General features: G+C 62.3%; 15 protein-coding genes. 11 read left to right on the forward strand and 4 right to left on the reverse strand.

All coding sequences use genetic code 11. From position 1 onward, the window contains the following. The 6 genes from WBB85_RS16280 to WBB85_RS16305 form a co-directional block, all read left to right on the forward strand. On the forward strand, positions 1-202 hold a 202-nt coding region (locus WBB85_RS16280), incomplete at its 5' end, for a His/Gly/Thr/Pro-type tRNA ligase C-terminal domain-containing protein (protein WP_432639646.1). Between the two features lie 192 nt (positions 203-394). Next, complete coding sequence (locus WBB85_RS16285) at positions 395-691, forward strand: BufA1 family periplasmic bufferin-type metallophore (RefSeq protein ID WP_432639647.1); 297 nt, start codon at positions 395-397, stop codon at positions 689-691. Between the two features lie 79 nt (positions 692-770). Beyond that, a complete protein-coding gene (bufB, locus tag WBB85_RS16290; RefSeq protein ID WP_432639648.1) occupies positions 771-1625 on the forward strand; it encodes an MNIO family bufferin maturase in 855 nt (284 codons plus the stop codon). Beyond that, complete coding sequence (locus WBB85_RS16295; RefSeq protein WP_432639649.1) at positions 1622-2365, forward strand: HvfC/BufC N-terminal domain-containing protein; 744 nt, start codon at positions 1622-1624, stop codon at positions 2363-2365. Before bufB ends, WBB85_RS16295 begins: the two co-directional genes overlap by 4 nt. Next, on the forward strand, positions 2362-2901 hold the full coding sequence (locus WBB85_RS16300) for a DoxX family membrane protein (protein WP_432639650.1): 540 nt from the start codon (positions 2362-2364) through the stop codon (positions 2899-2901). Before WBB85_RS16295 ends, WBB85_RS16300 begins: the two co-directional genes overlap by 4 nt. A 174-nt stretch (positions 2902-3075) precedes the next feature. Continuing rightward, the gene (locus tag WBB85_RS16305) at positions 3076-3282 is read left to right on the forward strand and encodes a cold-shock protein (protein ID WP_432639651.1); all 207 of its coding nucleotides are present in this window, start codon (positions 3076-3078) and stop codon (positions 3280-3282) included. Positions 3283-3330: 48 nt separating this feature from the next. Here the strand turns inward: WBB85_RS16305 and WBB85_RS16310 are convergent, their stop codons facing one another. After that, on the reverse strand, positions 3331-3657 hold the full coding sequence (locus WBB85_RS16310) for an arsenate reductase family protein (protein ID WP_432639652.1): 327 nt from the start codon (positions 3655-3657) through the stop codon (positions 3331-3333). Between the two features lie 291 nt (positions 3658-3948). On the opposite strand from WBB85_RS16310, the gene WBB85_RS16315 reads away from it, so the two are divergent. After that, positions 3949-4230, forward strand: coding sequence for a hypothetical protein (locus WBB85_RS16315; RefSeq protein WP_432639653.1), 282 nt, complete (start codon positions 3949-3951; stop codon positions 4228-4230). Positions 4231-4414: 184 nt separating this feature from the next. Then, entirely contained in the window at positions 4415-5776 is a 1362-nt protein-coding gene (locus WBB85_RS16320; protein WP_432639654.1) for an MATE family efflux transporter, read from the forward strand. 115 nt (positions 5777-5891) lie between these two features. Here WBB85_RS16320 and WBB85_RS16325 read toward each other — a convergent pair whose 3' ends face one another. Together WBB85_RS16325 and WBB85_RS16330 are read right to left on the reverse strand one after the other, a co-directional pair. After that, positions 5892-6320: a hypothetical protein gene (locus tag WBB85_RS16325; protein WP_432639655.1), complete on the reverse strand. Its 429-nt coding sequence runs from the start codon at positions 6318-6320 to the stop codon at positions 5892-5894. 10 nt (positions 6321-6330) lie between these two features. Beyond that, positions 6331-7533 carry a pyridoxal phosphate-dependent aminotransferase gene (locus tag WBB85_RS16330; protein WP_432639656.1) on the reverse strand — a complete coding sequence of 401 codons (1203 nt, stop codon included), beginning with the start codon at positions 7531-7533 and terminating at the stop codon, positions 6331-6333. Between the two features lie 86 nt (positions 7534-7619). Here WBB85_RS16330 and WBB85_RS16335 point away from each other — a divergent pair, with 86 nt between their 5' ends. From WBB85_RS16335 to WBB85_RS16345, 3 genes are all read left to right on the forward strand, one after another. After that, entirely contained in the window at positions 7620-8039 is a 420-nt protein-coding gene (locus WBB85_RS16335; RefSeq protein ID WP_432639657.1) for a helix-turn-helix domain-containing protein, read from the forward strand. After that, on the forward strand, positions 8036-8311 hold the full coding sequence (locus tag WBB85_RS16340) for a succinate dehydrogenase assembly factor 2 (RefSeq protein ID WP_432639658.1): 276 nt from the start codon (positions 8036-8038) through the stop codon (positions 8309-8311). Before WBB85_RS16335 ends, WBB85_RS16340 begins: the two co-directional genes overlap by 4 nt. Positions 8312-8387: 76 nt before the next feature. Next, entirely contained in the window at positions 8388-8885 is a 498-nt protein-coding gene (locus WBB85_RS16345) for a MarR family winged helix-turn-helix transcriptional regulator (RefSeq protein WP_432639659.1), read from the forward strand. 3 nt (positions 8886-8888) lie between these two features. Here the strand turns inward: WBB85_RS16345 and WBB85_RS16350 are convergent. Continuing rightward, on the reverse strand, positions 8889-9326 hold a 438-nt coding region (locus tag WBB85_RS16350), incomplete at its 5' end, for a DUF1287 domain-containing protein (protein ID WP_432639660.1).

The raw sequence follows: 9326 nt of genomic DNA on the forward strand, positions 1-9326 counted from the left end.
GAACGAGAAGATCAATTACAAAGTGCGCGAGCATTCCGTCGGTAAAGTCCCTGTGATCATGGCCATCGGCATGAAGGAGGTTGAGACCCGGACTGTTTCAGTCCGGCGGCTCGGCGAAAACCGGACCGAGGCGATGGACCTTGCCGCGGCCCTTGATGCCTTCACCGCTGAGGCAACGCCTCCGGGTCTGAAAAGTAAGTAAAAACAAGTTCTTGCGGGCGTCCCTCCGGGGGCGCCCGTTTGATTTTCGGCGGTTTTTTGCCACCTGAAAGTGTTTCAAAACTTCACGCGGTTGTGGCCCCACAGCTTCGTGAATGGCCAAGCCCGACGGCCAGCGGCTAGGGTCCAACCTGTCGCAAGAACGACGAACTGAACATTAACAAGGGAAGTACCCATGTCTCATTCGATGAAGACCCTCGCCGTTGCTGGCTCGCTCGCTGCTGCTCTCACCGCGCATTTCGTGACCCCGGCTGCTGCCGCGGACGACAAGGAAAAGTGCTTCGGCGTTTCGCTCGCCGGTCAGAACGACTGCGCCGCGGGCCCGGGCACGACCTGCGCCGGCACCTCGAAAGTGGACTATCAGGGCAACGCCTGGACGCTGGTCCCGGCTGGCACCTGCGCCACGATGGAACTGCCGGACGGCCGCATGGGCTCGCTCGAAGCGCTTGACCGCGACCTGCCGCAGGGCTGAGACTGATTGGGCATCTCCGGGCGCTTTGCCCGGGGATGCCCGCCACGATCCTAGACTGACGCCGACCTGAGGGGGCACCATGCTCGACCAATCCGCCAAGCGTGATCTGCCACCCCGGCCCGGCATCGGCTACAAGCCCCAGCATTTCGCCGATATCCTGAAGGATGCCGGACCTGTCAAATGGCTGGAGGTTCACGCCGAGAACTATATGGGCGATGGTGGCCGCCCGCTGGCACAGCTTCGCCATCTTGCCGAACGTTTCCCGATCTCGGTCCACGGTGTCGGCCTTTCCATCGGTGGAGAGGGCCCCCTGAACCGCGATCATCTCGCCCGTCTGAAGCATCTTTGCGACTGGCTCGATCCGGTGAGTTTTTCCGAACATCTCGCATGGTCCACCCATGACGCTGAATTCCTGAACGACCTTCTGCCGTTGCCCTATACGCCCGAAACTCTGGCCCGTGTCGCGGATCATATCGACGAGGTGCAAACCCATGTCGGCCGCCGCATGCTGTTGGAAAATCCATCCGTCTATCTCGACTTCGCCGAGACCAATATGGGCGAGATCGAGTTTCTGACCGAGATCGCCAAGCGCACCGGCTGCGGCCTGCTGCTGGACGTCAACAATGTCTTCGTCTCCTGCACCAACCGGCAGACAGACCCCTACGATTATATCGACCGCTTCCCGCATGATCTGGTGGGCGAGATTCACCTGGGTGGTCATGACGAGGATACCGACGACATGGGCGCGCCCCTGCTGATCGACGCGCATGGGTCCGAGGTTGTCGACCCGGTCTGGCAGCTCTACACCCATACGATCAAGCGGTCGGGCCCGAAGCCCACGCTCATCGAATGGGACAATGACGTGCCCGACTGGCCAGTGCTGGCCGAAGAGGCCGCCCGCGCCACCCGCATCCTCGACAAGGTCCTGGCATGAGCCAGACCGAGTTTCGCACAGCATTGCTGGACCCGGAACGTCCGGTCCCGGCAGGTCTGACCGACCCGCAGGGCCGTCCCGCCGGGCGTCGGTTCGATGTCTACCGCAACAATGTCACCGTGTCGCTGACCGAGGCTTTGCGCCAGGCCTTTCCGGTGATCCGCAAACTGGTTGGCGAAGAGTTCTTTACCGCCATGGCGCGCGAACATGTCCGCGCCCATCCGCCGACCTCGCCGCTGATGATGCATTACGGGCGCGACATGCCGGTATTTCTGGAAGCTTTCCCGCCGGTTCAGCATCTTGGCTACCTGCCCGACATTGCCCGGTTGGAACTGACCTTGCGCGAGAGCTATCACGCGGCCGATGCCACGCCGGTGGCGGCCGAGGCGCTTCAGGCACTTCCCCCCGATGCGCTGCTCGCGTCACGGCTGAGCCTTGCGCCGTCATTGCGGCTTCTTCGCTCTCGCTGGCCGGTCCATGCGATCTGGTCGGCGAATATGCGCGGCACCGAGGCGCCCAAAGAGGCCACCGCCGAAGATGTCCTGATCGCGCGCCCCGAGTTTGACCCCGAACCCCATCGCCTGCCCGACGGCGCCGCCCCTTTCGTTACGGCGCTCATGCGTGGCGCGATTGTGGCCGAAGCGCTGGACGCGGGTGCCGAATTCGACCTGACCGCGACGCTTGGCCTTCTGCTGGCCACGTGCGCCATCACCGCCATCAATTCCGGAGACCAGACGTGATCGCACTCTATGACCGCTTCGCCAATGGCCTGTCGCGCCTCGCCCCAGCCGCCCTGCCGACACTCGCGCGGCTGACCTTTGCCGCGGTACTGCTGATCTATTTCTGGAACTCCGCCCGTACCAAGTTCGGCGATGGTTTTGCCGGGCTCTTCACACCTTCGGACGGCGCCTATTATCAGATTTTCCCCAAGGTGATCGAGGCTGCGGGCTACGACTTTTCACAGCTCACCGCGTTCCACTGGGCTGTGGTCATGGCCGGAACATGGGCCGAGGTTCTTTTGCCTCTGCTCATCATCGTCGGACTATTCACCCGGTTTGCGGCACTCGGCATGATCGGTTTCGTCATTGTGCAAAGCCTGACGGACGTCCTTGGCCATGGCGTTGGTGGCGATGATCTTGGCCGCTGGTTCGACGTGGCCTCCGGATCCTTGATCCTTGATCAGCGGGCGCTCTGGGTCACGCTTCTTCTGACGCTGGTCCTGATGGGGGCTGGTCCGTTGTCGCTTGACCGTTTTCTCGCCTGCAAGCGGGCCTGAAACCCTTCCTCGTCAACAATCTTGATTTTTTAAAGGAATCGCTCATCATTCGGCGTGCGTGACCGCAGACTTTCCTACCGCCTCCCTCGCAATGGGGCAGCCGGAAGACCTGAAAGACCTGGCTGCACGACCCCGGCACTGATGCCCGGGGGAACTACGACGGAGGAGGAACGGATGGCCACTGGCACCGTGAAATGGTTCAACACCCCCAAGGGCTTCGGCTTCATCGCGCCGGATGATGGCGGCAAGGATGTGTTCGTGCACATTTCCGCCGTCGAACGTGCCGGTCTGAAGACGCTCGCCGACAATCAGAAAGTGTCTTACGAGATGCAGTCGGGCCGCGATGGCCGGTCTTCGGCGGGTGATCTCAAACTGCTCTGAACCAGCAGGCTAAAAGCTCTCGAGGTCCGCGCCCGGCGCGGGCCTTTTTCATGCCAGATAGACTGCCTGCACGTCCTTGCCCCAGCCAAGCGTCAGGCGGCCGTCGCGGTCGATCACCGGTCGCTTCATCAGCGTCGGATGGGCGGCCAGAAGCGCATCGGGCGGGCCTGCGCGTTCGGCTTCGGCAAGCCCGCGCCAGGTGGTCGAGGCGCGGTTGATCAGGCGCTCGCCGAAGGTCGCATGGAACCGGGCAATCTCCGCCACATCAAGCGGCGCGGCCCTGATATCGCGGAATTGCACCGTATGCCCGGCCTCCTGGAGCGCCTTCAGGGCCTTCCGGCAGGTGTCGCAGCTTTTGATTCCGTACAGGACCATCTGCCCCTCCTTTGTGTCGCCCCAAAGGATAGACACCGGATCGCCGATGGGCACAAGGGATAGGCATATTTCCGCTGGTCAGACGGGTCGGACCCCAACATGTCGGCGGAAATCCGATCATGGTCGGCGCGTTTCGGTCGTTTCCTTTGTGGCAACACTATGGCCTATTGCGATTTTTATTATGGCGAATTAGCAACAATACGTTAGGTGTTACCAGTAAATCACAGCACATCGGACGCATTGAATCGTTCCGGCGGGTCTGCCCTCACAGGTCCGGCGGAAGGGGGGCATATGACTGTATCAAACGACCTGATCGAGCGCCTGTCGACCGAGACAGGACTTAGGATGATCGACCGCGCGCGGCTTGGGCGGCGCCGGGCATTGGCCCATATCTCACGGGTCTGCGTGACCGTCACCATCGACGGCAAGACCACGCACGAGGAGCTTTTCGACGAAACGCCGACACTGGGCGATATCGTCGACAGGGTGGGGCCGGAGGCATTCATCGTCTCAATCTCGATGAAGCGCAAATCGCTGCGCGAACGGATCCGTCTGGCGCTGCTCGCGGCCTGAAACGGCGGCAGGGATTGCGAGATGATCGCATCTGGTCCCTGCGGTCAAACACCGTGATCTGGCGGACGCCCAACCGCGCGGGATTTATCCGTACACCAGAGTGCGCTCTCGCTGTCGTAGCGGCACAATCAATCATCTGCGGGCGCCACTAGACCTAGGTAGCGGGTGCGCGTAAGGCTCGGGGATGACGGAAGGGCCGACATACAGCACACATATGCGTGCACTTCTTGCGCTGGGATTGCCTTTGGTCGGGTCGAACCTTGCGCAAATGGTGCTGCATGTCACCGATACGGTGATGCTCGGCTGGTACGGGGTCGAGGCTTTGGCCTCGGTTGTTCTCGGTGCCTCGGCATTCTTCATCCTCTTCATTCTCGGGGCGGGCTATTCCATCGCGATGATGGGCATGGTGGCCTCGTCGCTTGGCAAGGGGGATGAGGTTCAGGTCCGCCGCGATGTGCGGATGACGATGTGGCATTCGACCCTGTTCGGTGTCGCGATGCTGCCGGTGATGTGGTGGTCCGGTGCGATCCTGATTGCGCTGGGACAGAAGCCCGAGCTGGCAACCCTGGCGCAGGACTACCTCAGAATCGCCGGGTTCGGCCTGATCCCGGCTTTGATCGTCAACACGCTGCGTGGCTATCTTTCAGCGCTGGAGCGCACCGGGGTGGTGCTCTGGGCGACGCTGGCCGGGGCATGTGTCAACGTTGCGTTGAACTGGATGCTTATCTTCGGCAATTGGGGTGCGCCGGAACTGGGGGTGCGCGGCGCTGCGGTGGCGACATTGGTGACGCAAGGGGTCACCGCGCTTTTGTTGGCGCTCTATGCAGCGCGGCAGCCCGAGCTCAGGCGCTTTCACCTTTTCCAGCGCTTCTGGCGGCCGGACTGGCCGGGATTTGCCCGGGTCTGGCGGCTCGGCTGGCCGGTCGGGTTGACCGGGCTCGCTGAGGGAGGGCTGTTCAATGCCTCGACGCTGATGATGGGTTGGATCGGCACGGTCGAACTTGCCGCCCACGGTATCGCGATTGAGGTCACGGCCCTTGCGTTCATGGTCCATCTGGGGCTGTCGAATGCCGCGACCGTGCGGGCTGGCCATGCCGAGGGGCGCGGCGACTTTGCTGGCCTGCGCGACGGGGCGGTGGCGGCCATCGCGATGTCGCTGGTCTTCGGGCTTCTGGTGGTTGCGGTCTTTCTGATCCTGCCCGGCCCGATCATGGGCCTATTTCTTGACGAAGCGAATCCCGGGGCCGAGAGGATCATTGCCTTCGGTTCGGTGCTTCTGGCCTTGGCCGCGCTCTTTCAGATGTTCGATGCGGCACAGGTCATGGCCCTGGGGCTTCTGCGCGGGGTGCAGGATACGGCCGGTCCGCTCTGGATCACGGTGATCAGCTATTGGGTGATCGGTATCCCGACAAGCTATCTGCTGGCGTTCCCGGCAGGGCTTGGCGGCGCCGGGCTCTGGCTTGGTCTGACCATTGGTCTGGCCGTTGCCTCCGTCCTGCTGTTGGGGCGTTTCTGGGCGCGCTGGGGGCGCATCAGACCTGCCTGATCGATAAAGTGTATCGAGCAAGCTATAGGGCGGCGAATCCGAGGCCCCCGCATCTGCGGGGGGCGAGATATCTCTTGGCGCCCGGAACGGGTGCCTCAATCTGGAAACGGCCGGTTCAGGACTTGCCGGGCGTTGCAGCATCGCCGGAATTCAGAAGCCGCTCGGATTTCTTGCGCACCAGAACCGCGCGCAGATCGTGCATCGCCAGCAACAGCGCGTCGGTGACATCGTCCAGTTGCGCATCCGTGGCCTTCGACTGTGCCCATTGCGTGGTCAGGTTCAGATGATCGACGGCCCGGTGGATATCGTCGATATCGCGCCGGGCGAGCAGGTCGCGCCGCGCCGCCAGCCAGTCGCGGATCGTTTCCATATCCTCGGCCGATAGGCTGTAGTCGCCCTGCGGCTTGATCTCGCCATTCTTCACATTGACGACGGCGATCTGATCCATCTCGATCCGTCGCTGGCGGTTCTCGGTATCCACCCGAAAAACCGCAGCACCGTTTTCGCGGATACGGAAATAGTAGTCCGGCAGATCGCCCGCCATGCCTTTCCCCCTAGTTCAGCCCCGCACAGAAGGACTGGATGCGGCGGCAGGCCTCTTCCAGCGCCGCGTCCGAGGTAGCGTAGCTGACGCGGAAGTTCGGCGAAACCCCGAAGGCCGCGCCAAAGACCACGGCGACGCCAGTCTCTTCCAGCAATGCGGTCGCGAAGGCCTCGTCATCGGTGATCACAGCGCCCCCGGCCGAGGTTTTGCCGATGCAGCCCGAGATGTCGGGATAGACATAGAACGCGCCTTCGGGGCGCGGGCATTTCACGCCCTTGGTCTGGTTCAGCATAGAAACGACCAGATCGCGGCGGGTCTGAAATGTCTCGCGGTTGTCTTTCAGATAGTCCTGCGGCCCGTTCAGTGCTTCGACCGCGGCATATTGCGCGACCGATGAGGGGTTGGAGGTCGATTGCGACTGGATCGTCCGCATCGCCTTGATCAGTTCCACCGGGCCCGCCGCATAACCGATGCGCCAGCCGGTCATCGCGTAGGCCTTCGACACTCCGTTGCAGGTGAGCGTCCGGGCGTAAAGGCCGGGTTCGACCTGGGCCGGGCTCACGAATTCGAAATCGTCGAAGACAAGGTGTTCGTACATGTCATCCGACATCACCCAGACATGGGGATGGCGCATCAGCACATCGGTCAGCCCCTTCAGCTCGGCGCGGCTATAGCCTGCCCCGGTTGGGTTCGAGGGCGAGTTGAAGATGAACCACTTGGTTTTCGGCGTGATCGCGGCCTCAAGTTGTGCTGGCGTCAGTTTGAATTCACTCTCGATCCCGCATTCGACGGCAACCGGCGTGCCGCCTGCAAGCAGGACCATATCGGGATAGCTGACCCAGTAGGGGGCGGGAATGATCACTTCGTCGCCGGGGTTCAGCGTCGCCATCAGCGCATTGTAAAGCGTCTGCTTGCCGCCGGTGCCGACACTGATCTGCGCAGGCGTGTAGGTCAGGCCGTTTTCCCGCGCGAATTTGGCGCAGATCGCCGCCTTCAGTTCCGGAATGCCGTCAACGGCGGTATATTTGGTCTTGCCGTCGTCAATCGCGCGTTTGGCGGCTTCCTTGATGTTGTCGGGCGTGTCGAAATCCGGCTCACCCGCGCCAAGGCCGATCACATCGCGCCCGGCGGCCTTCAGTTCCTGCGCTTTCGTGGTCACCGCGATCGTGGGGGACGGTTTGACGCGGGCCAGTGTGTCGGAAATGAAGGGCATCTGTCGGAACTCCGGTTTGTAATCGCCGGGCCCATGTCTTAGATTGCCGCTCCATCCCCCGCAAGCGACTTCAAGAAGGAATTATTATGACCACCGATACGCTCGAACAGACTGCGGAAACCGCCGAAAACTGGTACAGCAACGATGCTGCGACCTTCGGCGACCGGCTGGCTGCCGCGCGCGAGGCGGCGGGTCTCAGTCAGGCCGAACTCGCCCAGCGGCTGGGCGTGAAAACCCGGGTCGTCGAACATTGGGAAGCCGACGCGAAAGAGCCGCGCGCCAACCGGCTGCAGATGCTGGCGGGCATGCTCGGCGTGTCGCTGATGTGGCTTCTGACGGGCGAGGGCGACGGCGTCGAGATGACCGAAGAGGGCGACGACAGCGCTGAAATTAAGGGCGTTCTGGCCGAGATACGCGAAGTGCGCGCGGCGATGACGGTGATGACCGGACGCCTTGGGCGGCTGGAAAAGAAGCTCCGTCAGGGGCTGGACCAGAGCGCCGCATGAGCGAGACCGCCGAAGCCCGGCTGAAACGCGTCGCCATGCGGTCATGGCGGCGCGGCACAAAAGAGATGGACCTGATCCTCGGCCCCTATGCCGATGCGCATCTGGCCAATCTGCCTGCCGATCGTCTGGCGCTTTATGATGCGCTGCTTGGCGAGAACGATCAGGATCTCTACCCATGGATGACTGGGGCGGCACCCGCGCCGGAGCGATTCGCGTCGCTTATTGCGGAAATTGCGGACTTCGCGTGGGAGCGTCACCGGGCCCGGTCCTGATTTTTGTCGCTTTTAACCGAAATTTTTCTCTTTCCGCAGAGGTTGTCACCAGCAGCAAGAAACGGCGGAGAAAAACATGACGGTTCACGCTCAGGTTGATGGCGCGCGTCAGAAGGGGCTTCTGGGTTCCTATATCGAAACACTCGGGCTGGTGGAGCGATTGCACCGGCTGCTTCTGGATGTGATCAAGGACGAATTCGAACGGCTTGGCCAGATTGAAATCAACGCGGTGCAGGCGTTGCTTCTTTTCAACATCGGCGAGCATGAGGTGACGGCGGGCGAGCTGAAGTCGCGCGGCTACTATCAGGGCTCGAATGTCAGCTACAATCTGAAGAAGCTGGTTGAGGCGGGCTATATGCATCACGAACGCTGCGAAGCGGATCGCCGGTCTGTGCGGGTGCGGCTGACCGAAAAGGGCAGGGGGGTGCATGATGCTGTATCTGCCCTCTTCGCACGTCATGCCGAGGTGATGGAGGCGCGCGGCGTCATCGGCTTCAGCACGGTGGAAGACATGAACGCCATGCTGAAACGGATGGAACGGTTCTGGACCGATCAGATCCGCTACATCTACTGAGCATTACGTGCCAAGCCGGGCCAACCGGGCCAGAACCTCGGGCGTCAGCCGGAACTGCGCCTTCAGCGGATAGTCGAACAGCGCATCCTCCACCCGCGCGCCTGCGCCGATATTATGGGCGACCATCGGCGCGCCGCTGGGTCCAACCCGGTCGGAGACGATCATGATATGCGGCAGGTTTCCCGGCAGGCGCGAGGTGACGATGTCGCCCGGTTCGAACCGGGCGGGATCCGATGTCAGATCAACCTGCGCGCCCATGCGGCCCAGCAGCGTTTCCAGATTGGGCACCCGGCGGTGGTCGATATTGGCGTCGGGGCGGGAAAGTCCCCAAAGGGCGGGATAGGCGGTGAAATTCGTCTTCATGTCGCGGTTGACCGCCAGTTGCAGGTCGATCCCGAACGCCGTGCGCAGGGCGCGGATCACCACATCGGTACAGACCCC

Origin of the sequence: Albidovulum sp. (assembly GCF_049646345.1) — a bacterium.
Classification (GTDB): Bacteria; Pseudomonadota; Alphaproteobacteria; order Rhodobacterales; family Rhodobacteraceae; genus Albidovulum.